The organism is Streptomyces sp. NPDC059443, assembly GCF_042750105.1.
Taxonomy (GTDB): domain Bacteria; phylum Actinomycetota; class Actinomycetes; order Streptomycetales; family Streptomycetaceae; genus Streptomyces.
Genome location: NZ_JBHYVM010000005.1, coordinates 236,553 through 261,484, shown reverse-complemented (window position 1 = coordinate 261,484; position 24,932 = coordinate 236,553). Strand labels below are relative to the sequence as shown.

The window sequence follows — 24,932 nt, the reverse complement described above, 5'->3', positions numbered from 1 at the left end:
ACCCAGTGGACCCGGTCAGGCCCCGCCCGCGAGGTGCTGCCACAGGAAGGTGTGGGTCAGCGCTTCGACCCGGGCGGCCTGTTCGTTGTCGGTGGATCCGGCGTGCCCGCCCGCGGTGGTCTCGTGGAAGAGGACCTGGTGGCCCAGTTCCCGCAGACGGGCGGCCGCCTTGCGGGCGTGCCCGGGGTGTACGCGGTCGTCGCTGGTCGCGGTGATGACGAGGACCGGCGGGTACGCCCGGTCCGCCCGGAAGCCGTGGTACGGGGAGAGGGCTTCGAGGTGCGGGAGGTCCGCCGGGTCCTCGGGGTTGCCGTACTCGGCGGTCCAGGAGGCGCCCGCGAGCAGCAGGTGGAAGCGCAGGAGGTCCAGGAGCGGGAAGCCGATGACCACGGCTCCGAAGAGGTGGGGGTAGCGCACGGTCACCGCGCCCATGAGGAGCCCGCCGTTGCTGCGCCCTTCGATGCCGAGCCGTCCGGGGGTGGTGATCTTGCGGTCCACGAGGTCCTGGGCGACGGCGGCGAAGTCCTCGAAGGCCCGTTCCCGGTCGGCCTTGAGGGCCGCGTGGTGCCAGCCGGGGCCGTACTCGCCGCCGCCCCGGATTCCGGCGACCGCGTAGGTGCCGCCGCGAGCGAGCCAGGCCCGCCCGCGGACCGCGTCGTACTCGGGGGTCAAGGTGACCTCGAAGCCCCCGTACCCGTACAGCAGGGTCGGTCCCGGTTCGGCCCGGTCGGGTCCGACCACGAAGTAGGGGACGCGGGTGCCGTCCGCGGAGGTGGCGAAGTGCTGCCGTACGGACAGGCCTTCGGTGCCGAAGAGCACGGACGCCCGTTTCACCGCCTCGGTGGCTCCGCCGATCTCGCCCCGGTACAGGGTGGGCGGCTGGAGGAACCCGGAGACGCAGAGGAAGTACTCGTCGCTCTCGTGGGGGTCGGTGGCGGTGATGGTGGCGGTGGCCAGCGACGGAACCTCCGCGAGCGGGCGGCGGGTCCAGGGCCCTTCGGCCTCGGGGGTGAGGACCTCGATGCGGGTCGCGACGTGGTGGAGGGTCTTGAGGATCAGGTGGTGGCGGGTCCAGGAGTGCCCGGCGAGCGACGTCGCCTCGTCCGGAGTGAACAGGACCGCGGCCGCTTCCCGGTTTCCGCCGAGGAAGGCCTCGAAGTCGAACGCCAGCAGGGAACCCGCCGGATGACCCGACCAAGGGGTCTTCGGGACGACCAACAGCCATTGCCGGTGGACGTACTTCTCGGCGTCGTCCGGCACGTCCACCTTCGTCAGCCGGTTCCCGTCCGTGAGGAGGAACAGCTCGCGGTGCCAGAAGTCCCTTTGCAGGGACAGGAAATGACGGCCGTACCCCTCCGTCGGGTCGTACCAGCCGCCCACGGACAGGTCGTCGGCCGCGCCTTCGAAGACCAGCTCCGACTCGGCGAGCGGGGTGCCGCGCCGCCACCGCCGTACGGTGCGCGGGTAGCCGGAGGCGGTGAGGGAGCCGGGACCGAGATCGGTCCCGACGTAGACGTGATCGGCGTCGATCCAGCCGATCTGGGTCTTCGCCTCGTCCACCTGGAACCCGTCCTCGACGAACCGCAGGGTCTCCAGGTCGAACTCGCGCACCGTCACGGCATCGGACCCGCCGAGGGAGAGCTGAACCAGCGCGTGGCGGTACCCGGGGCGCAGCACCTCGGCCCCCGCCCACACCCACTCCCGGCCCTCCGCCGCGGCCAGGGCGTCGAGATCCAGCACGGTCTCCCAAGCGGGCTGCTCAAGGCGGTACTCCTCAAGGACCGTCCGGCGCCAGACGCCCCGGACGTGCGCGGCGTCCTGCCGGAAGTCGTAGAGGTACTTCCCGCGCCGGCGGACGTAGGGGATCCGCCCCTCGTCGTCCAGGACCTCCCGCAACTCCGCCGCCAGCCGCGGGAATCCGGGATCCGTCGTGAGCCGCTCGGCGGTCTCGGCGTTTCGCTCCCGCACCCAGGCGAGGGATTCCTCGCCGCGCAGGTCTTCCAGCCACAGGTTCGGGTCACCATCGATCATTGCCCCAGTGTGCAGAGTGAACGCGAGGCCCGTCCTGAGGTCAGCCGATGTCGACCACGCGCGCCCACGCGGGCGGCCCGTCCGGTACGTAGGAGGGATCGTCCTCGCTCCACGACCCGCCCGACCGGGGGAACAGCCCCACCACCGTCCGGCACGACGGTTGTGCGCTCGGCCACGGAGTCTGCCCGTCGGTCAGGACCACGATGACGTCGGGCCGGGCCTGAGCACGCACCGCCCTGGCGAAACCCGTCCGCAGATCCGTACCGCCGCCGCCGATCAGCGGTATCCCCTCGGCACGGGACAACGTATGTGCGATCTCGGCCGACGCGTCGCACGGCAGTACGGTGATCAGGTCGCGGCGCCCGCCCACGGCGCGGGAGATCGCGGCGACCTCGTGGAGCGCGCTGCCCAGCTCGGCGTCACTGACCGACGCCGAGGTGTCGATGATCACGGAGACCCGGGGCGGCTTGCGGCGCAGGCTCGGCAGGACCACGCCCGGCAGCCCGGCCGAGCGCCGCGACGGCCGGCCGTAGGTGTAGTCCTCGCCCGCGCCGGAGCCGGAGGTGGCCGAACGCACCGCCGCACCCAGCAACTCCCGCCACTGCTGCGGCGGGTGGAACGCCTCCTCGGCCCACCGCTTCCACCCCTGCGGGGTGTCCCCGGGGCGGCCCCTGATGCCCTGCGCGACACGGAAGCGGACCGCGTCCCGTTCCTGCTCGCTGAGACCGTGCGCGCCGTCCGGTCCCAGGTCCCACTCCCGTTCCAGGCCGTCGGCGCCGCTGCCGCAGTCCAGCCAGGCCATGTCCTGGGTGCTCGGCCCGAGCCCGAACAGTCTCAGGTACTCCTCCATCAGGAGGCCCCGGGGCAGCCTGAGCGAACCGGGATCGATCGCCCCCAGGGGCCGGGCGAGCCCGTCGCCGTACACGTCGTCGTTGATCTCGAAGTCCGCCGCGATGTTCATCCGCAGCCGTTCTCCCGGGCCGGTCAGCCCCCGCTCCCGCGCGACCCGGTCACCGCGGCCGTGGTGGTCGCGCAGCAGGTGCGAGACCTCGTGCACCCACACCCCGGCCAGTTCCTCCAGCGGGGTCCGGTCCACGAACGCCGGCGAGACGTAGCAACGCCAGTGCCGGTCGACGGCCATCGTCGGCACCCGCCGCGACTCCACGACGTTCAGGGCGAACAGGGCCGTCGCCAGGTAGGGCCGGACCCGGGCGGCCTGCAGCCGGGCGGCGAAGAGCTTGTCGAGGTCCAGTGCCCCCGGTGCGCCGGGGTCCGCGTCGCGGGCCATCAGCCGGCCTGCGAGGCGGCCGCCATGACCCGGGCCGTCGCCCGGTCCGCCCGCCGGGACAGGGTGACCACGCCGGCGAGCCGCTCGATCGACTCCGGTACGTCCCAGTCCGGACGGCGCAGCGCGGCGAGCGCGGTCGCGGGGACGACCACCAGGTCGGGGGCCCCGGTCTCCAGCGCCCGGACCAGCAGGGCCCACGCCGCGTCCCACCTGGACTTCTCGGGGCGGTTGCGGACCGCCTCGACCACCCCGTCGAGCACGGCCTGACGCAGATCGCCGCGCTCGGGCAGGGCGGCGCCCGCCGGGTCGGCCAGCAGCACCTCGGGATCCGGTAGGTCCATCCGGTCCAGGCCCGCCAGCAGCTCCAGCCCCGGACCGTCTCCGACCGTGCCCCTGACCAGCAGTGACAGCACGTCCCGGGAGGATCCGGCGGCCGTCGCGAAGGCGATCAGGCGCAGGGTCATCTCCCAGCTGCGGGGCGACGGCCAGGGTCCGCCCCGGCGGGCTTCACCACTGGGCAGCCGGTGTACGAGCCCGGGGCGGGCGGAGAGCAGCCCGCACACCGCACGCCGGGCGAAGTCCACGGCTCCCGGCAGCCGCCCGGGATCGAGGCGGGGCAGGGTCGCCCGGGGCCAGGTCCCGCCGAGGCCCCGTACGACGACCTCGTGGTCGTGGACCCACTGGAGGTGGACGAACCGGTTGGCCAGCGGCGGGCTCAGCTCCCAGCCGTCGGCCGCCGAGGACCGCGGGTTGGCGGCAGCCACGATCCGCACCTCGGGCGGCAGTCGCAGGGCGCCGACGCGCCGTTCGAGGACGAGCCGGAGCAGGGCCGCCTGGACGGCGGGCGGCGCGGTGGACAGCTCGTCGAGGAACAGCAGCCCCCGGCCCTCCCGCACCAGGCGGACCGCCCAGTCCGGCGGGGCCATCGGGACGCCCTGCACCGCGGGATCGTCTCCGACGACGGGCAGGCCGGAGAAGTCGGACGGCTCGTGGACGCTGGCGATCACCGTGGTCAGTGGAAGGTCCAGGGACGCGGCGAGCTGGGTCAGGGCCGCGGTCTTGCCGATGCCCGGTTCGCCCCACAGGAGTACGGGCAGGTCGGCGGCGACGGCCAGGGTCAGCGCCTCCAGCTGGCTGTCGGCGCGTGGCTCGGTGGCCGAGTCGCGCAGCAGGGCCAGCAGCTCGCCGGCTACGTCGAGTTGGGAGGCGTGGGGCGTGGCCGAGGCCGTGGCGGCGGTCACGGTCACGGCCGCGGCCGCGGTCGCGGTCGCGGGAGCTTCGGGAGTGGCAGATGTGCTGAATTCGGGCATGCGTGATCACCTTTGGGTAGGGGAGGGCGCCGATGGGGGAGGGACGGGGAGGAGGCCCCGGTCAGCGGGAGTTCGTGTGCCTGGGGTGCGAGCGGTGGCCACGGGGACGGGGAGACCTCGGAGGCAGCCGGTCGGGTCCCCGTCCGGCGAGGCCCGCCCTGAACAGTCCGTACGCGATCCGCCGTTGCGCGGCCCTCTCCAGTTCGTCCAGCAGGGCTCCGGTGCGCAGCAGCGCGTCAGGGCCCAACAAACCCTCTACGACGGCCAGCGCACCGGCGGTGTCGCCGTGGTCGAGGCGTTCGCGGACGCCGGTGAGGCAGTCCGGACGGCGGTGGGCCGCGTCGATGGCCTGGAGGCAGGGCAGCGGAGTTCCGGTCAGCGAGACCAGCAGTTCCTCTCGCCGGATCTCGGCCGGATCGTGGTCCAGCGGGACCAGTACCCCGTCGGCCAGCCCGATCCGGTGCACGGCGCCCCGGCACTCCACGAGGTGTGGCGCACCCGCCCGGCCGGCGGCCGGCGCCGGTCCGGCCGGCGCATGGTCCGCGACCAGGGCCGAGGCGACCAGCGGATGCAGCCGCTCGGCGTCGATGAGCCCGTCGCGGAGCAGTTCCAGGTCGGGCAGCACCCAGGTCGCCGCGTCGGGCAGCACCGGCAACGGAGCGGAGCGGGCGTCGGCGGAAGCAGCCGTGATCCGCAGCTCCGGCGGCCCGGTGCCGTCCCCGGCCGGGACCAGACGCAGGTCCAGCCGGCGCCGCGCCCCGACCCGTACGGTGACGGTCCCGCCGGGTTGGGTATCGGAACCCCCCTCGGAGCGGAGCACGATCCCCGCCTCGGCCGCCCAACGGCCGACGGCACAGCGCAGCCCCGGCGGCACCAGCCCCTCGGGGTCCGGATCGCGGTGCGGAGCGCGGTGCGGACCCGGGCCGGGATCCGTCAGCGGACCGGCCCCGGAGCGGATCCGGAGCTCATCGGCCCTGCGCGCGTCCCACAGGTGGCGGTGCAGATCCAGACGGAACCGCCGGTCGGGACGGGCGTGCGGATGGTGGCCGGCGCCGGTCTCGTGGAGTGCGCGGGATCCGTCCCACAGCGCGAGGCTGATCCGCTGGCCCGCGTCCGCCCAGGCCGGTGGAGTCCGGGCGACGAGGTGCACGGGGCGTTCGCCCTCGCGCCGCGCGGCCTCGTACCGGGCCAGGGTGATGGTCAGCCCCGGGCGCAACAGTCCGTCGGGAGCGATCCTCGGCATGTGCCAGCGCAGCAGGTCGGGAGCCAGGTGGCGGAGATCGGCGCGGAGCCGGGCCGCCAGTTCCCGGCCGTGGGCGCGTGCGACGAAACGTAGATTGAAATCGATGTCGACGGCTGCGGCGGCGCAAGCCCCCGCCCAGTCGCCGGCGAGCCGGCGGGCGGTAGCAGTCTCGATCATGGACGGCGGCACTGCGAACTCGCGCACGCGCAGCCAGAAGGAAGGGCGGGAATCCCCGTATGCGGTCTGAGTGAGCATCAGCACTCACCTTGCGCGGACGGGTCCCCCGATCTCATAACGAAGTAAGTGGTCATCGCGGTGATCGTAACGCCCCGCCTCCGGCCCTGCCAGGGGTTTTAGACCGCAGGACCACCGGAGCCCGGGGGAGTCGTGGTCAGCGGACGGTGACGGTCACGGAGGGCGAGGTCGAGTCGCCGGCCGTCACGCGTAGCTCTTCCTTGCCCTTGTTCTTGAAGGTGTTGTCGAAGGAGAAGCTGGAGCCCTGCTTGATCAGGGTATTGGCGTGCAGGGTGGTCCACTTGGACCCGTTCTTGTGCTGCAGGACCACCTTCGTGCCGATCGGCAGGCCCTTGGTGCGGCCGGTGAAGGTAACCTTCTCGCCGGCCTTCACCTCGGTCGGCGTGGCCTTGAGAGTGATCTCCCCGGCGGCCGACTTCGAGGCCGACGGAGTCGGGGTCGCGGCGGCGGCGGACGTGGCGGCGGCCGCGAGGCCTCCGCCGATCAGCAGGGCTGCGGACAGGGCGCCGGCGGCGACGAAACGGGCGATACGGGCGATGCGGCGTTGTGCGGCCATCAGGTCGGACTCCCGTCTGGAACGGATTCCCCCACACGGCTCGAACCGTTCCGATGCTAACGGCGCTCCTCCCGGACGGGCGACTCGATCAAGCGAAACCCCTGGTCGAGAAGGGGCCGGGAGCCGGCTCGGCTACTCTCGGCGCACCGATGATCATTTTTCGATCCGGTCACACCGCAAAGCCAAATCGTCGCTCGGGAGACGCCAACCATGAATACGCCGCCACCATCGGGATCTGGAGCGGAGCGAACCGATGGATCTGCGATCCAGATCGGCGCTCTCGTACCGCTGACCCGGCCCGGCTGGGTCGGGGCGGGCCGGCACTTGCTCGCTGGACTTGAGTTGGCCGTCCGCGAAGTCAACGAGGCGGGCGGGATCGGCGGAAGGCCGCTCGAACTGGTGGTCCGGGACACCGCGGCCGATCCGTTGAAGGCCGCGGCGGCCGTGGACGAACTGGCCGGCCTGGGCGTGGCCGCCTTGGCGGGGGAGTACCACAGCGTCGTCGCCCGCTCCGCCGCCGCCAGGGCCGACGCCCTCGGCCTGCCGTTCCTCTGCTCGTCCGCGGTTCTCGACGCGCTCACCGAACAGCCGACGGAATGGGTCGCACGCCTCGCCCCGGCGCAGTCCCACGGCTGGCGGATCTACGCGGACTTCCTCCTCGGCGCGGGCCACAGCCGAATCGCCGTAGCGGCCGACCCGAGCGTCTACTGGGCATCGGGGACCCGGATCCTGCGGGACCACCTCGCTCCGCGCGGCGGCACCGTCGTCGAACTCGACATGAGCGCGCTCTCGCCCGCGGAGGCGTGCGACGCACTCGTCGACACCGGCGCGACGGCCCTCCTCCTCCTGACCGGCTTCCCGGAGCCGGCGGCGGCGATCGTCAAGGCCGTCCGCAGCGACCCTCGCCTCGCCGAGATCATGATGGGCGCTCCGGCCGGTCAGCCGGAGTTCGCCGAATGGGCGACGCTGTTGGGCGCCGACGGCGCCGGGATCCCGTTCCTGCGCTACCTGCCCGAGCGCCCGGGCCCACTCGGCGCACGAGTCGAGGCGGCCCTCCGCGAGCGGCTGGCCGAAGCGCCGTCCTTCGTCGCCTTCGAGGGCTACGACACGATCGCCGTCCTCGCCGAGCTGTTGCGCTCTCACGGCACGGACCGGGCGAGCACGGCCGAATCCTGGTCGCGCGTGGCGGTCGAAGGCACCCGCGGGCAGATCCGGTTCGCCCGCACGCAGGGCATCAGCGTGTGGCAATGGGCCTGGCCGCCGGTCCAAGTCGCCGACCGGGACCCGTCGGAACCCGAGCGCTTTCGAATCCTCCACTCCGGCTGACAGGCAGTCAGAACTGCTACTCGGGAGAGGAATTCGGCGGCCGGGCCGGGACGTCCAGGCGCCTTCTCCGTCCGCCTCCCCCGTGCGGGGGAGGCGGATCACTCTCGGGTACGAAGACCTGACGCGGGTGGACGCGTGATCGTGAACGCATGACGAGTTCTCCTGATCCGACCCAGGTGCCGGGCGCATGAACGCGATGGCAACGGTGCACGCCGCCCGGCGATGGCGGCCGGCGCGCCGCCCGGCCGTGGTGCCTCTGAAATGGGCCTGGCCCGCGTACCTGTCCGCCTTCGACCAACTGGTCTACGCGGCGGAGAAGGGCTACTACGCGACCCAAGGACGCCTCGGCGTTCCCGGTGGACCGCAGGTCACCGCCTCGCAGTACGCGGACACCCCCAGCGTCGCGCTCGCGCAGTGGACTCTGGCCTCACTGGGCGTGTTGTCCGCCGTCATGGCGCTCGCCGCCGTACGGCGATGGGGCGGCCTGGTGCCGCGCCCGCTGCTGCTCCTCGGGTTGTGGGGAACGGCCGCCCTGGCAGCCGTCAGTCAGATCCACGTGGTCCATGAAGCCCTTTTCGGCTCCGGCTCTGGCTCCGACTCCGGTCCCGCCGGCTGGTCGGGGCGGGCCGCGGTGCAGGGCGTCGTGGGCCTGTGCCTGTGGCTGGCCATGGCCTGGCTCTTCACCCGCCGACGGGGACAGAGCGCCACAGCCGCAGCGAAGACGGTGCGAGGCACGGAATGAAAGAGGTGACGGATGGCCGGCCCACCGCGCGACGCCGCGCCCTGCCAGTACGCCGATGGGCCGCCTACGCGACCTGCGCCTGGACCCTCGCCGGCTACGGAGCGCTGAAACTCTATTGGGCGCTGGGCGGCACGGCGCTCACCTCCAGCGCCCCTCTGCCCCGGTCGGGCCGTGAAGAGCTCGTCGCGCAAACCCCGGGTGCGATGGCCGGTCACTGGACATCGGTCGGCCTGGTCGTCTTGGGGGCCTTGGCGGCGCTCGCCACGGTCCGGCCCTGGGGGCGCTTGCTGCCACGCCGGCTCCTGACCGTGCCGATGTGGATCATCGGCGCCCTCATGGTGCTGCGAGCCTGCGGCGCGCTGGGCTTCGGCTTCGTCGGCGACGCCATGGTGCTGACGGGCAACGTGCACGTGGACCCGTCCGACACCGAGATCGCGCACCACCTCTCCCGCGTGGATCTGCTGCTCTGGTCCCCCTACTTCCTGGTCTGGGGCCTGCTGTGGGGCGCGACCGCCCGGGCCGCGCGGAGGCGACCGCACCCCGAAGCCGTCGAGGCGGCCCAGGCCGACTTCGCGGCCCTGCGCCAGCGCTCAACGACCCCGCCCACCAACTCGTAGCGGAGCCACTACTGACCGGTCCGATCCTCCCCAAAGGCCAGGTAGCTCGCGGGACCGGGCGGCCGTTCACCCCCGGCCGTGACTCCACAGCCGAGGATGAAACAGCAGGTCAGGCGTTCCTCGGGGGTTGCGCTCCCCAGCGCCGGATTCCCGAGGGAAGGATCAGTACGCCCCGGTGCACTTGTGGTGGTTGCTGCTACGGATCCACACGCATGCCCGCGATACGATGCCCTTGTCGGGGTCGGGATTGGTGAAGGCGTCGGTTCCGCTCGTGACGGTGTTCACCTCCATGGTCGCCCAGTTCTTCCCGCTGTCGGCGGACTGGTCGAGCCACACCTGGTCACCCACGTGAGCGTTCGTGATCCGAGCCCAGGCACACCGCCACGACGTGCTGTACCGCAGCTCGATGTGGACCCCGTCCAGGGTGGTGGACTTCGCGGTGATCGCGTTCTGCGTCGTACAGATGACCGCGGCGGATGCGGTCGGGGCTTGTAGCGCTCCGAGGCTGCCGAGCAGCAGCATCGTGGACGCCAGGACGGCCGCCCTCTTCTTGATCTGCATGGTGGATCCCTTTCCCCGTCTGGTCGCAGCGCTCAGCGCGCCGCTTGGGGCCGGAGCATGGTGCTGCCAGCCCCCGCCATGGGATCAGCGGCGAAATTCCGGGTCTTGTAGAAAGCGGCCGCTTTGCGGGTCGATTGCCAAGGCTTGTGACCGGCCAGACCGACCGGCCGTGCAGGACACCACGCCAGAGCCGCATGCGAGATTGCCTCGTGCGCACACGTCGCGGGTCCGCCAGGCGCGCGGCAAACCGGCGGGACATCGTACGCCCGGTGCCGCGGAAACCGAGGGCGCAGAACACGCGGCTCAATGCGGCCCCGCGGGAAGTCTCGATCGTTCGGCGAGGAGGTTGGCTGCGCTGGTCTCGCCCATCCGCTCCAGACCGAGGAGCTGCTCGCGGGTCAGCGTGAACAGGTCGGCGACGTCCTTGACCAGACCTGCCTCCCCTGGTGGCGTGCTAACGCCAACCGTGTTCAGGAGGAGGGCAGCTGATGAGCAGTCACATCGAACCGGGGGCCCAACTTCCGTTCGTCCGAACCCTGGCATCGGCCAGACCTGAGGCCCTACTGTCGATCCACCGCCCACGGGCGGCACCGTCTCCGGGCCTACTGGCCTACGGGCCACCTCCCCACGAGGAGTCTTCGTGATCACACTTACGCCAGATGAGAAGGCGATCCACCGAGTACTACTGGACCGGAGCCGGGCTGCCGACCCGGCGAAGCCCTTGGATGCCTGTCTGAGCTACAAGGCGCTCGGCCTCGTGATTGACCCGGAGGGGATCAACACTGGGATGAGCCGGCCACCCTTCCGAACGATGTTCCCGGCCCTCGGTCACGTCAGCATGTACGAGGTCGAGCACGGTCGACCGATGCTCTCGGCGCTGGTTGTGTCCGAGAGCTCACATGCGCCAGGCTCGGGATTCGCCGACCTCGCCCGGCACCTCAAGCTCAAGGTTGAGGACGATGCCACCTTCTGGCAGGAGGAGTTGGAGCGAACGCTCCGGTTCTGGTCAGCACGGGACTCGGTCCTCGTCCTGGACGCCGCAGTGGATCGCCTGATGGGTGAACTCCAAGCGATCAAGAACTCCCTGCGGAAGCGCGTGTAGTCCGCGTAGCAACGGGCGGGATCGGCGAGGACAGGCCTGTGCGGTGGAGTGGTCCAGCCGCAGTGTCCGGCCGATCGCAGCCAGGGACTCTCCCTCGTCCAGCAATGCCTGGACCGCCGTGTATCTCCTGTCGTGCGGGCCACCAGACGCCGGGGTTGGCCGCTGACGTCGAGCGTGCCGTCAATCTGAGCCAACTGGTGGCCGCGGAACCGAGCGGAGGAGGTCCAGCAGTGCGTCCTTGGTGATGCGGATCCCGAGGGCCGCCGCCAAGCGGGCGCTGGGACGGCCCGCCAGGCACAGAACGATCGAGGTGAGCATCGACCGCAGCACCTGCGTCTTCCGGGCATACGGCCTGGTCAGCCCCTCGGTCTGCCCGGCGAACGTCACGGCAGGGCACCGGCTGCCCAGACACTTGAACCGGCGCACGGTGAGCTCGATGACACGTCTCAGAGGATCGCGTGCGTGATCCTGACCGGTCTGGAGAGCGAGGAGTTTACTTCAAGGTGTGTGGTCAGGGGCCACGGTTCCCCTCGAAGTCGCCCAGGTTGATGAAGCTCACCCGGTCCTCCCAGACGTCCCACGTCACATGCTTCCGGGCACCCCAGTAGTAGGTCTCGTAGCTCATGAGGTCGCCATATGCCTCGTTCTCGTGTATTCGATCAGGTTGGCCGAACACCGTCAGGAACTCCTCGTACGAGGCCAAGTGTGCGAAGTGGGACAGATGTGGGCCGCTGATCGCGAAGCCGACCACTGCTCCGGCGCACACTTTGTAGTTGATCTTGTCGGCGCCGTAGAGGAATCCGTCCGACCGGGCAACGTCTTCGATGACCTCGTCCAGCGTCAGGCTCCGTCCAACAGCGTCGTAGTACTCACTTTCGATGTTGGTCCCACCCCGGTACCGGGCGATGACGGAGGACAGGCCGCCCACGATGCGCTGCCGTGGAACGCTGGAGGCTGGCGCTCCCAGGGCGATGCCGTTCACCTCGACGCCGGCGAGGTCGAGGTTCGGCCGGGACAGCAGGTCCAGGTTTTCGAGGATCTCGATCATCGTCGGGCCCCGCTGGCTGGTGCTGTGACCGGAATGGTTCACCAGCTCTAATGCTGTGCTGGCAGGATCATTCCGTGGACCTTTCTGAGGGGATGGCTGAGTGGACGGACTGGGACGGTGCCGCCTTCCTGGTAGGCCACTCGCTGGGGATCTTCAGCGAGTCCCAGACGTTCACACAGGTCAAAGGAGTGTTCTGGACGGACAATCCGTTGGGGAATGCTCTGCATGAGGTACTTCTGCAACTGGCCGCCGCCGGAGTGTTGGGGCGGCGGGAAGAGCCGGACGAGCAGTTCCGGTGGTCCACGCGGTGAGGTCAGGCCGCTTCAGTACCGGTCCGTCCGCCGAAGCGGACGCCTCTCTCGCTACGGATGCGGGCGCGTTCGCGTCGTTGTGCTGCGAGGACGTCGAGGTGGCGGGCGTTTCGGTTGCGCCATCCCGCCTCCCCACGCCGATTGGAGAACTCATTTCCAACCAGCGCCACGAGCAACCCGGCGAACCTTGCCGGTCACAGCACTAGGCCGGAGGGCCGAGGTCTCCCACGAGGAGTGTTCGTACGATCTTGGGCCGGTCCCAAAGGGCCAGGATCTCGTTCGCGATGGCCACGATCGGCAGGGGGTCCTGATCGCCGTGCACCTTGATGGCTGCGGCCGACAGGCTGCGCGGTACGGCTCCAGCGTCCAGGAGGACCCTCCACTCTTCCGGGCCGAGCTCCAGGAACTCCAGCCCCGTGAGCTCGGCGATCTCCAACGGGTCGGCCAGGGTGCCGGGGTAAGCGGTGAGAGTGCGTAGGCGGGGCAGCCCGGTGACGGGGGCGAGGCTGAGCGGCGCATCGTCCCACACGCCTATGGACAGGGCCTCCAGGCCGGGGTGCGCGGCGGCCTGGATGCTGGTCAGGCTTGCGATGTTGACCCTGGCAACGGCCGGTGGCCGCTGCTCTCGGGGTCCGCTGGGCTCCGCGCCGAGTCGGCCCAGCACCAGGTCGGTGAGGGAGGGGGCAACGAGTTCGGCGCCGATGCTTTCCTCGTGGGAGAGCATGATGACTTGGCCCTTGTGTCCGCGGGGGCCGGGTGTCAGATCGACGGCCAGCCGGTCTCCGCCCCCGTTGTCACCGAAGGCGATCCAGCCCGGTGAGCCGACGAGGCCCTGCACCATGGCGTCGGGCCGGGTGACGACCGCCTTCATCGCCGCGAACTCCCAGCGACAGTCGCGCGACGCCGCGTCGGCGACGTACAAGCTGTCGAGATCGAACAGTTCGCAGCCGACCGCTTCGCACTCGCTTATCGCTGCCTCGTAGTCGTCACCCAGGTCCTCCCACCGTGCCCGTGTCACCCGGTAGAGGGCCTTGAGCTCGTCGGGGAGCGCGACGCCCAGGCGCGATTCGGCGGCGGATATCTCTTCCTCCGTCGCGCCGATGGCGTGCGGCAGGCGTTCACGCAGTGTCCGCTCCAGCAACGCCAGGTCCGACGAAGGGGCCGGCGCTGCCCCGGGAGCCGGTTCGGGGAGGCGGCGCCAGGGCTCGGGGAGAGCGCCGTCGACCAGGATGAGCGCCCCCGGGTGCGGGGTACCTATGCCGGGTTCGACGGCGGGGCTGGGACCGAGCAGGCGGAGCACGGTCTTCCCGGTCGGGTGTATCTCCGCCGTGAACGAGACGTCGTCGACTCCAGCGGCCGCGAGCGCGCCCTGCACCCGCTCCACCGCGTCGAGCTCCTCCCGCATGTCCTCCACCTGCGCGGCCCGGCCCGGCGGCGGCATCCGTCGCGTCAGAGCCAGGCTCCAGCCCCCTCGCCCTATACGCCCGGCTACTCGAACGGGCCTGGCAACACGCCCCCGCGCCTGTTCGGCCAGAAGGAGCCGCAGCACCGGCTCCCAGGTCGCGAAGTCGCCTATCGATGCCGTGGAGAACCGCTGATCAACCATGCGCAGACCGTACGCGGGGCCGCTGACATCAGAAGGCACCGGCCCCACATGCCGCGGGCAGGCCACTGAGCATCACCGAGCAGTACGTGCCAACGAGCGTGCAGACGTCGGGCCAACCATGACGCTCAAGGCCAACTAGAACGCGCATCGAGGCCAACTACGACGCTAAAACGTCAACTAGAACGCTAAATCTCAAGTGTTGAGCGGCTGCGCCGGCGCCCGCGCAGATGGCGATGCGTTGCTTCCTCGGTCGCTGGCGGGAGCACTAGACCATGGCGGCCTCCGAGGTCGAGGGCTCGCTGCCGTCGGCGGGGTGATCCGCTCAGGGTGTCCGGGAGCCGTAACCAGCCGGCGGCCAGACAGGGTCTCCGCCCAGGCGGTCAGGGTGAGGACCAGTCTGCCGTCCACCATGGCCGCGGACACGTCCTCGTCTGTCGCGGCGGCCTCGGTGAACTCGGCGGGTGCTACGTGGTCGAGGAGGAAGACGAAGTGGAGCGCGAAAGGGGAACCGTACAAGTGTGGCTCACCATCAAGGTCGACCATGAAGTTGGCCCGCCAGGCGCCGTCACACAAGACAGATACGAGGTCACCGAGGAACTCCACGTCCAGCAGTGTGTCCGCGCCGTCGATCAACACCGCCACGTCCTGTTTGCCGTGCCCGGGCCCGTGCCAGTCGCCGAGGCAGTCCACCAAGGCGTTCCAGTTGTGCCCGAAGTAGCCGGGGAAGCCCAGCTCACGGGCGAATGCCCGGAACATGCATCCCTTTTCGTGTAGCTCCTTGCCGTCCAACCGCAACACAATCCCACCCCGGGCTCGCAGCTCGGCCACGGCCGTAGTGACCCAGGGATCGGCCGAGGAGGTAAAGGTGACCCAGGGCGATCGGCGTTCGGTGAGGGTGGGAAGGAAGCTGCTCATGCGGCATGTTCGCACTCGACCGATCCGGGCGCATTCGTGATTCGCCCGCGCCCTGAGCAGTCACGGCGACGTCGGGAAGGGCAGTCCTGGTGCTGCGCCGTCGCCCGCGCAGATGGCGATGCGGGGGTTCTGCGGTCGCTGGCGCGAGGACTTGCCCGACGCGGCTCAGCTGTCCGGACCGCAGACGGTGCCGCCGGGCTGCTGGCGGGAGTACTGGACCATGGCTTCCTGCGAGGTCGATGGCGTGGTGCCGTCGGCGGGGCTGAGGGTGTAGGAGACCGTGATGGAGCCCTCGGTGACGGCGTCCAGGACGCCGTCCCAGGGGATGGTGTAGCTGACGGAGGTGGCGTCAGCGGTGACGCTCACGACACCCTGGGTCTTCGCGGCCAAGGTCTGCCCGGTGGCGTCGCTGTAGACCGTGACCTCGAAGGTGACCTTGTCGCCGGTCGTGAAGGGTATTCCGTCCACCTTGACGAGGACGCCATTCCAGGGCTTCTGCAGGCAGTTGATCGACCCGGGAGGCTCCTCAAAGGGAAATTCCGGGAAGTCGAGTGCGATCGACATGCAGGCTCCTGGTTGTCGAAGGGCGGCCTGGAGGCCGGACGCCGCTCAAAATTCGATGGCACGAACCTACTGATCATCGGCCTTCGGTGGCAAAGAGCAGCCTTCGCCGGCACAGGACATCAAGAGGTGTGACTTAGCGCTGTACTTGGCCCGCCTGGCCGAGTACAGCGCTCAGCCATGGATCAGTGGAACCAGACGACGAGGCGTACGTTCTCGGCTCCGTGGACTTCGCTGAGGATGCTCATGACGCTCCAGACCCGGCCCCAGTCGGTGTCGATCCCTGCGGCTGAGGCGCGGGTTCGTGTGTCTGAGGCGTTGGTTTCCTGCCAGTCCGTGGTGTCCAGCTCGGCCCAGGTTAGCCAGGTGGTCCCGTGCACATCGTGGGGGCCGCCGTAGCCGGCGAACACACCGCGCAGCACATCCGAGGCATCGTCCGGAAGCCACGATCTTCTGCCAGGGGGCGGAAGCCGTAGGAGTTTCGGATTCCGATGCCGACGCGACGAAACGAAACTCGTCACAGATCCACTCACGTGCAGCCGTCTCGATCCCGCTTGCAGTGAGGCTCAGGGGTCAACTGTAGCGCAGAGTCACAGCCGTGACTGAAGTGTTGAGGGTGTCTTTTGGGCGACTGATGTCGTGCCGATGGCACGGCGGAACCTTGCCCACAGCGAGGCCGGCAAAGTGATGGCCGAAACCGCGTCAGGGGAGTCGGTCTCCGGTGCTGTGGCGATCCGCTCTGCCCGAAAATCATGAGCGTCTCCGCGGAACGCGACGGCGTCCTCGCCGATCCCGACTACCGTCAGGAGGGCATCCAGGGCCGTGTCTGCCCGCTCGTGCGGTTGGGTGAGCCAGACGTACGACACGCCGAGTGGATTGCCATCGTGCTTGCTGATCGCGAAGCTGAAACCGTCCAGCCGGAACAGAACGACGTCCAGCTCGTCGAGCCCGTCCCACGACCGCTCCACGTGCAGACGTAGCCGCTGGGCAATGGACTGTACCGACAGCGCCAGCGCTCCGATCATCTGGAACAGTGGAGCGGAGTGCTGCCAGACGCTGTACTGGTTGGCGGGGTTCTTGCCGGTGTAGTAGGGCGGTTGCGTTGCCGGCTGCCAGTCGGGCTCAGGACTCGGGACCTCGATCTCTGTCACAGCAGCTCCTCCCCAGGGCCTCCGGCCACCTGGTGATCAACCTACCCTCACCAGGCCGACAGGGTTCGTGCGGTGGGTGTCACGCCCGGCCGCGGTGGCTGGACTGGCGATCGGATTTGGTCGCGGATGAGGGCCCACAGAACGTCGAGGGCGCGGTCCCGCCATCGTTCACCAGCCCTGGCCAGCGGCCAGCATCTCCGAATCCGCATCCGTGAACCCGTATGCCGACGCGACGCGACGAAACTCGTCACAGATCCACTCACGTGCAGCCGTCTCGATCCCGCTTCCGGCCGCCGCGAACTCCCGCTCCAGCAGGTTGAATTCCTCCGTCGCGGCCTGGGTGAGCGGATACAAGATCCCCAGGTCGGACGGCTTCTCGGTCTCCATTCGTTCGCACAGCCTCAGCAGGATCGCCTTACCTTGGTCGACTACACGATCTGGAAATATGAGTCGTCGTACATCTGCCGCAGGAACGCGTGTCCCGCTACCTGCTGGTTTGTGATCGGCATGGCGACGCCAGATCCCACAGGACCGGGACTCTCACAAAAGGGCCCTATCGGCCGACGGTGCTCCAGTCGGTGGGGGCGGGCGATACCGAGCGGTCCGCAGCGTGCTCGTGAAGGCGCCGGATCAGCTCCGGCAGATCGTACGCCGGCAAGCTCACCTGGAGAAGCTGTAGGCGAAACCTCGATGGCAGCTCCTCCTCGAACATCGCCACGTCCATCGGCTTGACCGTCACGTCCCACGCGTCCGGAGCCGCCCAGTGCGTCATCCGGACGTAGAACGCGTCCCGCGGGCCGGCGTTCGCCACGGCCGAGAGGAAGGCGAGGCCGCTGTCGACCGGGAAGTCGACGAGTATCCAGCCGCGCCTGGACTCCACCCACTCCGCCATGTGCGGCAGCTTCGCCGGCCAGTCCGCGTTGCTCTCACCCACGTCCTGGCAACAGGTGTAAGTGTCGAACCCGCATTCCCACATGGCCTGGATGGCGGGTGCGAGCTGCTCGTCGATCTGTGCCTGCTGGTCGCCCACTCGGACAAGAACGGTGGGGTGGGTGCCTTCGTAAGCCGTCATCGGGCGAGCATAAGAGCGGGGTACGACAACCCCTGAGCCCGCTGCACGGCCCGCCACGGGACCCGTTCCCGCGCGACCTCGACACCACCCTCCAGTGGCCGGCGTCACCGGCCACTGGGAGCACTTGGAGTCACTGCTCCTGAATGGGGAGGTACGTACAGGACGACCTTGAGCTGGGCGGTGCCTTGGTCTCCCGGAGAGGGCACCTTCACGTCGATGTGCGGTGCGGTCGCGTTGAGTGGGCGGTCAAGGAGCGGCAGGCCAGTCAGGTCGAACGAGGTGATCGTGGCTACATGGCCACCTACGGGGTCGTAGAGCGGGTGGCCCTTCACCGCGGGAAGCCGGCTGTTACGGCCGCGCAACCTCCTTCCCGGAGAACTTCTCCCGCACGTACCGGTGGACCAGCCGCTCCCGGGTCTTCATGCTCAGCTTCGATCGGTGCAACGACTCGGCGTGCACTGCCCGGATCGCCTCCGCGACCTCCTTGGTGATCACCCGGTGCCCGGTCGGCGTCGGGGTCCACCGTCCGTCCGCCATCCCGATCAGCCCATGCTCAGCGTACCGGGCGGCCATCCGCTGCAGGGTGCGCTCGCTGACCGAAACAAGGCCCAGGTGCCGGGCCTCCTGGCGTCTCATCGCCTCCAGCTCGGCCACCTTCGCCCGGCGACGCTCCCCAAGGACGTACGAGCCGGGTCGTACGCAGGTCGGGGCTCACCTGGTAGGGCCCAGTACCGGCTGCCGCTGCGGTATCCCGTCTCCACTTCGAGCAGGTGCGCCGCTCGAAGCCTCGCTTGCTCAAGCTGAATGCCGTCCAGGTCTTCGGGACGAGGTTGCTGCCGTGCTGCGCTCACACCGTCCTCCCGGCGGGATAGATCCAGGTGGCGTCTGCGAGCGGCTGGGCTAAGTCCATGGCCAGCCGTCGGTGCCACAGCAGACGCATGGCGTACGCACGGGCGGCCGCCGGCACCGACGTCGCTGCGACCAGGTCCCCGAACAGCCGAGGGCGTTCCTCAACCAGATCGAGGACTTGGCCTTGGAGGTCGAGGGGATCGGCCATCGGGCGACGCCGCGCGGACAGCGCGTCGAGCCCCGCACCCACCTGACGGCGCCACCCCGCCACCACCCCGTAGCGCCACCCTGCTGCGGCCGCGTCCACCGCCGCCGCGGCGAACTTCATCGCATCCCGGTCCTTGATCAGATGGCCTGGCCGGACATCGATGAGAATCGCCGTCCCAGGGAGGACCGCCAGGAAGTCCGGTGTGTGCTCCATCCAGCCGCCATCGACGGAGAACCGAAGCTTGAACGGTTGGGACAGCACCTCCCCCATCCCACCGGTGAAGTCCAAGGCCAGGCAGGCCTGCTGCTGAGGTCTCGAACGGAACACATCACCTCGGCGCCCGAGGTCTTCCACCTCGCCGTCCACCGCCGTGCCCATCCCGGACCCGTATCCAGGCATCCGGAGGCAGCCGGATCAACGCCATGATGCAAGACAAGATCGTCAAGGGTGCAGAGGTGCGACCACACGGGCTGGAGTCCGGGATCTCGTGACTCTGCTGAGTCCATGCAGCCAGCACAGTAGACCCGGGACGGACCGCACAGGCATTTCGTCGAAGTCATCGCTGGTAGAGGCGGGCGTTGTCCACCTCGCATGCCGACTAGAACGCTAAGTCTCATCAGGCCGGCCCGCTGATTCGCCCAGGCGACCAGAGTCGCACTGTTCGATTATTGTTCGATACGGTGAACGCATCTGGCCAGGGTGGCTGGAAAGGGGTGGCCAGTCGATCGGAGGTGGCGCATGGGCGTCGGCGTGCACCTTCATGCCATGAGCGGCTACTCCGCCCGCTACGGCGTATCGCACCCCTCTGACCTGGTGAAACGGGCTGCCGAGCGGGATGTCGGCACCCTCGCGCTCACCGACCGCGACACCGTCGCCGGTGCCGTCCGCTTCGCGAAGGCCGCCGGCGGGGCCGGGATCCGGCCGGTCTTCGGCGTGGACGTGGCCGTCGCCCCGTTCGCATCCGCCGCCATCGCCATCGGCGTATCCGCCGCCCACGCCCAGCCCCACGCCCAGTACCACCCCCACCCCCGACCACGTACGCCCGCCAGGGGCGGCGCGCACGTCGTCGAGCCGCCGCTGCGGGTCACCCTCCTCGCGCGGGACACGGGCGGCTGGGCCCGGCTGTGCCGGCTGGTCTCCGCCGCCCACGCGGGCACCGCCGACGGGCCGCCGGTCGTCTCCTGGCCCGCGCTGCGGCAGTACGCGGACCAAGGGCTGACGGTCATGCTCGGCCCGGCGTCCGAGCCCGTACGGGCCCTCGCGGCCGGCCGGACCGACCTGGCCGAGCGGCTCCTCGCCCCGTGGCGCGAGACCGTCGGCCCCGGCCTGCGCCTGGAGGTGCTCTGGTACGGACTCCCCGGCACCGGACCGGGCTCGTTGCGCCTGGCCGCCCGTACCCTCGGACTCGCCGACCGGCTCGGCATCCCCGCGGTCCTCACCAACGCCGTCCGCTACGCCGACCCCGCCCAGCACCGGCTCGCCGACGTCCTGGACGCGGCCCGGCTGCTGCGCCCCGTCGACCGCCGCCGGCTCGACTGCGGCGAGCGCTGGCTGAAGGGCCCGGCCGCGATGTCGACGGCCGCCGAGCGGATCGCGGAGGCGGCCGGAGCGGGCCGGGGCCGGGCGGCGGAGCTGCTCGCGGAGACCGTGCGTACGGCGGAACAGTGCGTGATCGATCCGGTGGCCGGACTCGGCATCGCGCGGCCCGGAAAGCTCGGGCGCCGCAGCTTCCCCGAGCCGGAGGTGGTGGGCGCGGACCCCGGCCCGGGCGGCGCCGCGGCCTTCCTGCGCCGACGCTGCGAGGAGGGGATGTTCGCGCGCGGCCTGGACCGCGACCGGCGGGCGGTCGAACAGCTGGAGTACGAGCTCTCCGTGATCGGGAAGATGGGCTTCGAGTCCTACTTCCTGGCGGTCGCCCAGGTCGTCGCCGACATCCGGGCCCTGGGCATCCGGGTCGCCGCCCGTGGCTCCGGCGCCGGCAGCATGGTCAACCACGCGCTCTTCATCGCCACGGCCAACCCCCTCGAACACCACCTGCTGTTCGAACGGTTCCTCAGCGTCCGGCGGGCCTCGCTCCCCGACATCGATCTCGACGTGGAGTCGGCCCGCCGGCTGGAGGTCTACGACAGGATCATCGAACGCTTCGGCCCCGCACGCGTGGCCGTGGCCGCGATGCCGGAGACGTACCGGGCCCGGCACGCCCTGCGCGATACCGGTCTCGCCCTCGGACTGGCCCCGCAGGTGGTGGACCGGATCGCGAAATCGTTCCCGCACATCCGGGCCTGCGACATCCGCGGCGCGCTCGCCGAACTTCCCGAGCTCAGACAACTCGCCGCCGAGGCAGACGGGTTCGGCCCGCTGTGGGAACTCGCCGAGGGGCTGGACGCCCTGCCGCGCGGCTACGCCATGCACCCGTGCGGAGTGATCCTCTCCGACGCGGCCCTGCTGGACCGGCTGCCCGTGCAGCCCACCCCGGGCGGCCGGTACCCGATGGTCCAGGCGGACAAGTACGACGTCGAAGCCCTCGGCCTCGTCAAGCTGGACGTCCTGGGGGTACGGATGCAGTCGGCGATGGCGCACGCCGTCGCCGAGATCCGCCGCACCACCGGCCGCCAGCTCGACCTCGACAACCCCGACCACGTCCCGCTGGACGACCCCGAGGCGTTCGAGCTCATCCGGGAGGCCCGGACCGTGGGCATGTTCCAGCTGGAGAGCCCCGGCCAGCAGGATCTCGTGGGCCGCCTCCAGCCCCGCGGCGTCCAGGACGTCATCGCCGACATCAGCCTGTTCCGGCCGGGCCCGGTCCAGGGCGGCATGCCCGCCCTCTACATCGCGGCCCGCCACGGCGCCGCCCCCCGCTACCCCCACCGCGACCTGGAGCCCGTCCTCGCCGACACCTACGGCGTGACCATCTGGCACGAACAGATCATCGACATCTTCGCGGTGATGACCGGCTGCGACCGGGCGCTGGGCGAGCTCGCCCGCCGCGCCCTCGCCGGCCCCGACCGGCTGCCCCGGGTGGAGGCGTGGTTCCGGCGCGAGGCCGGGGCCCGCGGTTACGGCCCGGCCGTCCTCGACGAGGTCTGGGGGATCGTCGCGGCGTTCGGCGCGTACGGGTTCTGCCGCGCGCACGCCGTCGCCTTCGCCGTGCCCGCCCTGCAGTCGGCCTGGCTCAAGGCCCACCATCCCGCCGCCCTCTACGCCGGCCTGCTGGAGCACGACCCCGGAATGTGGCCCGCCCGGGTGATCGTCTCCGACGCCCGCCGCCACGGCGTCCCGGTCCTGCCCGTGGACGTCAACCGCTCCGAGCCCGGCTACCACGTCGAGCGCGTGCCGGACGGTGCGTGGGGAGTGCGCATCTCGCTGTCCTCGGTGAAGGGGATCAGCGAGGAACAGGTGGCCCGGATCGCGGCCGGGCGGCCGTACGCCGGACTACAGGACTTCTGGGAGCGGGCCCGCCCGGCCCTGCCGATCGCCGAGCGCCTCATCCGGATCGGCGCCCTCGACGCCCTGCGCGGCCCGCTCACCCGCCGCGACCTGCTGCTCCAGGTCGCCGAGCTCCACCGCCACACCCGGGCCCGCGCGACCGACGGCCAACTCGCCCTCGGTGGCGAACTCGTCACCGCCGGATCCTCGGGACTGCCGGAGATGAGCAGCCGCGAGGCCCTCGCCGCCGAGATCGAGGTCCTGTCCATCGACGTCTCCCAGCACCTGATGGACCACCACCACCGGCTGCTCCGCGAGATCGGCGCCACCGACTCCGCCCACCTCGCGGCGCTCGGCCCGGGACGCCAGGTGCTCGTCGCGGGCGTCCGGGCCTCTACGCAGACGCCCCCGATCCCCTCGGGGAAACGCGTCATCTTCGTGACCCTGGAGGACGGCCACGGCCTCGTGGACATCGCCTTCTTCGAAGACAGCCACGAAGCCTGCGCCCACACGGTCTTCCACTCCGGACTGCTCCTGGTCCGCGGTACGGTCGAGGCCCGCGGCCCGCGCCGTACCGTCGTCGGCCGGATGGTCTGGGACCTGGAGGAGGTCGCGGCCGCCCGCCGCGACCACGGCCCCGAGGCCGCCCTCGCCCTCCTCGGCCGCGCCGGTCCGGCCCCCACCCCCGCCCAGGGCGCCGCCCCGGCGCGCACCCTCGCCAACGGCACCAGCGGGGCGCGCCTCCACCCCTACGCGGACCTCCAGCCCGCCGGGACCCGCTCCGCCGACCTCAGGTCCCTCGGCTACACCAGCCCCGGTTCGCCGGGCTGAGACGTACCCGTGGTGCCGAGATCCGCAGCACCGCGTGCCGGGAGCCGGGCTCGGGCAGCAGGGCGCAGGTGGAGCGGCGGGGGACGAAGAGCGCCTGGCCGCCCCGGAGCACCCCGCGGTCGAGCGGTCACCTGTCAAGTGTTGTTCAGCGGCGTCAAGTGTCAGTCAGTGCCGGCGAGTCGGCGCCCGGTGAGCTTCCCGTCGGGGGTGAGGGTGAAGGTGGTGGGGTCCATGTGCGTGGTGCCGTGGGCGTCCTCGCCGTACGCCTTGAGTGTGATCGACTCGGCCTTGCCCATCTGGATATCCGCTTCGGCGGCGTGCGACCAATTGTTGACGCGGATGAACGCCGACCAGTGCAGCACGTCCTGGTACTGCCGGTCGCCCCACGTCGCTTCGGGGAGAAGGCCCGCCGCCGTGCCCTGCCGAACGGCGAAGACGCCGGCCAGCAATACGGCGGCCAGGGTGAGGTAGATCGCCGTTACGCGGGACGGGCGGCGTAGCGCGGGCATGGAGGGCTCCTGTCGGTCGGTCGACGGCGGCCGGTTCTCCTCGCACCACCCGGGGGTAGAGACGGCCGCGAGCCCGCGCGCGTTCCCGAACGGCGAGGAGGCCTTGCCTGGCGAAATCATTCGCACAAACATTCGAACCAGGTCTACAGTGGAAGCAGGGCGGGGCACCCGAGAACAGCAAGAGGCAGCGAGGAGGCCACCGCCGTGAAGTGCTCAGACACGGCGACGCTGTGGCACGTACGGATCATGTCCCGCGAAGCCGCCGGGGGTGCCGGAGGCGCCGGACTGTCCGAACTGCTGGAGCTGCTGCCCGGGTTCACCCCCGTCTTCCAGGCCCTGCCGCCCCGCGCCGCGGTCGCTGAGGTCGCCGGCGCGCTGCGCTATTTCGGGGTGGGACCTGTCGAGCTGGCGCAACGGCTCCGGCTCCGGGCGGCGGCCCTGTACGGGATGCCGCTGTCGGTGGGCATCGGCCGGTCCTGGGCGGTCGCCGCGATGGCCTCCGCCCATCCCGGTCCGACCGGCCTGCTCTACGTTCCGCCGTCTCGCACCGCGACGTTCCTGGACCCGCTGCCGGTGGAGGACCTGTACGGCATCCGCCGCGCCCAGGCGGCGGCCCTCCGGGGCCTGGGCCTGTCGACCGTCGGACTCCTGGCGGCCGCGCCCGGGGCCACGGTGGCCCGGATCCTCGGCGCCCGGGCCGGCCGCGAACTCCAGGAACGCGCCCGCGGCACCGACCCCCGTACACCCCGCACCGGACTCCTCCCGAGGTCCACCAGCGCCCGTACGGACTTCACCGCCGACACCCTCGACGGCCCCCGCCTGCGGGCCGAGGCGCTGGGGCTGGCCGCCGGGCTCGGTACGCGGCTGCGCGGCCGCGGCGAGGCCGCGCGCTCCCTCACCGTCCGGGTGCGCCTCGCCGACCGCGCCGAGGTGACGTGCACCCGCGCCCTTCCGGCCGCCTCCGCACACACCGAGGACCTGCGCGCGACCGTCTACCAGTGCCTGGACGCCCTCGCCCTCCAGCGGGCCCGGATCCGCCGCGTCACGGTGACCGCCGAGGACCTGTGCGACCGGCACCACGCCCCCACCCAGCTCTCGCTGGACGCCGAGCGGGAGAACCGGCTGCGCGCGGAGCCCGTCATGGACGCCCTCAACACCCGCTACGGGCCCGGCACCGTCGGCCCGGCCTCCGTCGCCCGGCGGGAAGCCGTGCACCGGCTGGGCACGGGCTGACGATCGCGGGGCGAGCCGGGTGCCACCAGCCTTCGGACCCAGCCTTCGGACCCGGCCTTCGGACCCGGCCTCCGGACCCGGCCTCCGGACCCGGACCCGCCCCCGGGCCGGAGGTCCGATCTGCGCCGGGATCCAGGTGGAAATTCGCCAAATCCGGCCAGTGTGGCCCCAGATGGCGGAG

General features: G+C 70.8%; 25 protein-coding genes and 2 pseudogenes. 7 read left to right on the top strand and 20 right to left on the bottom strand.

Annotation, left to right across the window (positions count from 1 at the left end; genetic code table 11):
- Positions 1-15: 15 nt before the first annotated feature.
- From ACFXDJ_RS07380 to ACFXDJ_RS07360, 5 genes are all read right to left on the bottom strand, one after another.
- Positions 16-2,031 carry a prolyl oligopeptidase family protein gene (locus ACFXDJ_RS07380; RefSeq protein WP_384848284.1) on the bottom strand — a complete coding sequence of 672 codons (2,016 nt, stop codon included), beginning with the start codon at positions 2,029-2,031 and terminating at the stop codon, positions 16-18.
- 40 nt (positions 2,032-2,071) lie between these two features.
- A complete protein-coding gene (locus ACFXDJ_RS07375; protein ID WP_384848281.1) occupies positions 2,072-3,319 on the bottom strand; it encodes a VWA-like domain-containing protein in 1,248 nt (415 codons plus the stop codon).
- The gene (locus ACFXDJ_RS07370; RefSeq protein ID WP_384662987.1) at positions 3,319-4,629 is read right to left on the bottom strand and encodes an AAA family ATPase; all 1,311 of its coding nucleotides are present in this window, start codon (positions 4,627-4,629) and stop codon (positions 3,319-3,321) included. Before ACFXDJ_RS07370 ends, ACFXDJ_RS07375 begins: the two co-directional genes overlap by 1 nt.
- A gap of 61 nt (positions 4,630-4,690) precedes the next feature.
- On the bottom strand, positions 4,691-6,127 hold the full coding sequence (locus ACFXDJ_RS07365) for a hypothetical protein (RefSeq protein WP_384662988.1): 1,437 nt from the start codon (positions 6,125-6,127) through the stop codon (positions 4,691-4,693).
- 136 nt (positions 6,128-6,263) lie between these two features.
- The gene (locus ACFXDJ_RS07360; protein ID WP_384848278.1) at positions 6,264-6,683 is read right to left on the bottom strand and encodes a hypothetical protein; all 420 of its coding nucleotides are present in this window, start codon (positions 6,681-6,683) and stop codon (positions 6,264-6,266) included.
- Between the two features lie 210 nt (positions 6,684-6,893).
- Here ACFXDJ_RS07360 and ACFXDJ_RS07355 point away from each other — a divergent pair, with 210 nt between their 5' ends.
- From ACFXDJ_RS07355 to ACFXDJ_RS07345, 3 genes are all read left to right on the top strand, one after another.
- A complete protein-coding gene (locus ACFXDJ_RS07355; protein ID WP_384848275.1) occupies positions 6,894-8,009 on the top strand; it encodes an ABC transporter substrate-binding protein in 1,116 nt (371 codons plus the stop codon).
- A gap of 187 nt (positions 8,010-8,196) precedes the next feature.
- On the top strand, positions 8,197-8,751 hold the full coding sequence (locus ACFXDJ_RS07350; RefSeq protein ID WP_384658663.1) for a hypothetical protein: 555 nt from the start codon (positions 8,197-8,199) through the stop codon (positions 8,749-8,751).
- Between the two features lie 5 nt (positions 8,752-8,756).
- Positions 8,757-9,368, top strand: a complete 612-nt coding sequence (locus ACFXDJ_RS07345) for a DUF3995 domain-containing protein (protein ID WP_384658661.1) — start codon at positions 8,757-8,759, stop codon at positions 9,366-9,368.
- Between the two features lie 162 nt (positions 9,369-9,530).
- Here ACFXDJ_RS07345 and ACFXDJ_RS07340 read toward each other — a convergent pair whose 3' ends face one another.
- Together ACFXDJ_RS07340 and ACFXDJ_RS07335 are read right to left on the bottom strand one after the other, a co-directional pair.
- Complete coding sequence (locus ACFXDJ_RS07340) at positions 9,531-9,929, bottom strand: DUF2690 domain-containing protein (protein ID WP_384658658.1); 399 nt, start codon at positions 9,927-9,929, stop codon at positions 9,531-9,533.
- Positions 9,930-10,166: 237 nt separating this feature from the next.
- Positions 10,167-10,370, bottom strand: a pseudogene (locus ACFXDJ_RS07335) (hypothetical protein); the annotation flags it as partial.
- 199 nt (positions 10,371-10,569) lie between these two features.
- Here ACFXDJ_RS07335 and ACFXDJ_RS07330 point away from each other — a divergent pair.
- Positions 10,570-11,031, top strand: coding sequence for a hypothetical protein (locus tag ACFXDJ_RS07330; protein WP_384658655.1), 462 nt, complete (start codon positions 10,570-10,572; stop codon positions 11,029-11,031).
- 180 nt (positions 11,032-11,211) lie between these two features.
- On the opposite strand, the gene ACFXDJ_RS07325 is transcribed toward ACFXDJ_RS07330, so the two are convergent.
- Both ACFXDJ_RS07325 and ACFXDJ_RS07320 read right to left on the bottom strand, forming a co-directional pair.
- Positions 11,212-11,418 (bottom strand): hypothetical protein, encoded by a 207-nt coding sequence (locus ACFXDJ_RS07325; protein WP_384658652.1) that lies wholly within the window; start codon positions 11,416-11,418, stop codon positions 11,212-11,214.
- A 124-nt stretch (positions 11,419-11,542) separates the two neighbouring features.
- On the bottom strand, positions 11,543-12,121 hold the full coding sequence (locus tag ACFXDJ_RS07320; protein ID WP_384658650.1) for a hypothetical protein: 579 nt from the start codon (positions 12,119-12,121) through the stop codon (positions 11,543-11,545).
- Positions 12,122-12,153: 32 nt separating this feature from the next.
- Between ACFXDJ_RS07320 and ACFXDJ_RS07315 the strand changes: the two genes are divergently transcribed.
- Positions 12,154-12,390 carry a hypothetical protein gene (locus ACFXDJ_RS07315; RefSeq protein WP_384658648.1) on the top strand — a complete coding sequence of 79 codons (237 nt, stop codon included), beginning with the start codon at positions 12,154-12,156 and terminating at the stop codon, positions 12,388-12,390.
- Between the two features lie 2 nt (positions 12,391-12,392).
- Here the strand turns inward: ACFXDJ_RS07315 and ACFXDJ_RS07310 are convergent.
- The 10 genes and pseudogenes from ACFXDJ_RS07310 to ACFXDJ_RS07265 form a co-directional block, all read right to left on the bottom strand.
- A pseudogene (locus tag ACFXDJ_RS07310) lies at positions 12,393-12,512 on the bottom strand (IS630 family transposase); the annotation flags it as partial.
- An 80-nt stretch (positions 12,513-12,592) separates the two neighbouring features.
- Entirely contained in the window at positions 12,593-13,996 is a 1,404-nt protein-coding gene (locus ACFXDJ_RS07305; RefSeq protein WP_384658645.1) for an SMI1/KNR4 family protein, read from the bottom strand.
- Positions 13,997-14,188: 192 nt separating this feature from the next.
- Positions 14,189-14,911, bottom strand: a complete 723-nt coding sequence (locus tag ACFXDJ_RS07300) for a barstar family protein (RefSeq protein ID WP_384658642.1) — start codon at positions 14,909-14,911, stop codon at positions 14,189-14,191.
- Positions 14,912-15,076: 165 nt separating this feature from the next.
- The gene (locus ACFXDJ_RS07295) at positions 15,077-15,475 is read right to left on the bottom strand and encodes a hypothetical protein (protein WP_384658639.1); all 399 of its coding nucleotides are present in this window, start codon (positions 15,473-15,475) and stop codon (positions 15,077-15,079) included.
- A gap of 182 nt (positions 15,476-15,657) precedes the next feature.
- Entirely contained in the window at positions 15,658-15,894 is a 237-nt protein-coding gene (locus ACFXDJ_RS07290) for a hypothetical protein (RefSeq protein ID WP_384658636.1), read from the bottom strand.
- Between the two features lie 168 nt (positions 15,895-16,062).
- Positions 16,063-16,623, bottom strand: a complete 561-nt coding sequence (locus tag ACFXDJ_RS07285; RefSeq protein ID WP_384658633.1) for a hypothetical protein — start codon at positions 16,621-16,623, stop codon at positions 16,063-16,065.
- 168 nt (positions 16,624-16,791) lie between these two features.
- Positions 16,792-17,010, bottom strand: a complete 219-nt coding sequence (locus tag ACFXDJ_RS07280; RefSeq protein WP_384658630.1) for a DUF5713 family protein — start codon at positions 17,008-17,010, stop codon at positions 16,792-16,794.
- A 166-nt stretch (positions 17,011-17,176) separates the two neighbouring features.
- A complete protein-coding gene (locus ACFXDJ_RS07275) occupies positions 17,177-17,695 on the bottom strand; it encodes a hypothetical protein (RefSeq protein WP_384658627.1) in 519 nt (172 codons plus the stop codon).
- A 348-nt stretch (positions 17,696-18,043) separates the two neighbouring features.
- Positions 18,044-18,331, bottom strand: coding sequence for a hypothetical protein (locus tag ACFXDJ_RS07270; RefSeq protein ID WP_384658624.1), 288 nt, complete (start codon positions 18,329-18,331; stop codon positions 18,044-18,046).
- Positions 18,332-18,542: 211 nt separating this feature from the next.
- Complete coding sequence (locus ACFXDJ_RS07265; protein ID WP_384658621.1) at positions 18,543-19,130, bottom strand: hypothetical protein; 588 nt, start codon at positions 19,128-19,130, stop codon at positions 18,543-18,545.
- A gap of 360 nt (positions 19,131-19,490) precedes the next feature.
- Between ACFXDJ_RS07265 and ACFXDJ_RS07260 the strand changes: the two genes are divergently transcribed.
- The gene (locus tag ACFXDJ_RS07260; RefSeq protein ID WP_384848272.1) at positions 19,491-23,009 is read left to right on the top strand and encodes a DNA polymerase III subunit alpha; all 3,519 of its coding nucleotides are present in this window, start codon (positions 19,491-19,493) and stop codon (positions 23,007-23,009) included.
- A 161-nt stretch (positions 23,010-23,170) separates the two neighbouring features.
- On the opposite strand, the gene ACFXDJ_RS07255 is transcribed toward ACFXDJ_RS07260, so the two are convergent.
- Positions 23,171-23,518 (bottom strand): hypothetical protein, encoded by a 348-nt coding sequence (locus ACFXDJ_RS07255; RefSeq protein WP_384661840.1) that lies wholly within the window; start codon positions 23,516-23,518, stop codon positions 23,171-23,173.
- A gap of 204 nt (positions 23,519-23,722) precedes the next feature.
- Between ACFXDJ_RS07255 and ACFXDJ_RS07250 the strand changes: the two genes are divergently transcribed.
- Positions 23,723-24,751, top strand: a complete 1,029-nt coding sequence (locus ACFXDJ_RS07250; protein ID WP_384661843.1) for a hypothetical protein — start codon at positions 23,723-23,725, stop codon at positions 24,749-24,751.
- The last annotated feature ends 181 nt before the right edge of the window (positions 24,752-24,932 follow it).